This is a genomic window from Phormidium sp. CCY1219 (assembly GCF_055795085.1).
The window spans coordinates 1-439 of the sequence record NZ_JAYFEQ010000172.1; the positions used below are offsets into that span (position 1 = coordinate 1).

The 439-nt window shown below is 43.7% G+C and carries 1 protein-coding gene; it reads right to left on the minus strand.

The features are described 5' to 3' along the window. Positions 1 to 253 precede the first annotated feature (253 nt). A partial coding sequence (locus tag AC0QH1_RS01020; RefSeq protein ID WP_324628869.1) for a DUF4351 domain-containing protein occupies positions 254 to 439 on the minus strand: 186 nt, incomplete at its 5' end.

Consider the following 439-nt stretch of genomic DNA (forward strand, 5'->3'; position numbering starts at 1 on the left):
CCAGTATCCAAGCAGCAAAGCGCTCTGGGTATTTTTCTGCCAGAAATTTGCACAAGTTATCATAAGCCATAGCGATTCGTTTTTAATGACCGGGATAGAAGTCCGGTGAGTCAACTATTTGATTCTAACTCAACTTTAACCCAGTCACTCAACTTGCTTGAAAAATGTTGTTAGTAGAATTCTCGTTTGATTGCCAACCTGAATGGAATGATAAGGGTCGGGTAAATTCAATAATTGCCCCGACCCTTCTGTTCTAGCGCGACTGCAACCAAGTCACTAAATCGCTCACTTCCGAGAAATCAAACAATGCCTCATTCAAATCTTCCAACTGAGATGTTGATAGTGCGCGAATGCGTTCCATCACCTCTGGTTCAATAGTCCCGAATCGACGGTTTAGCGGACGCATAATCATCGCGATCGCCTCTTGTTTTTTCCCCTG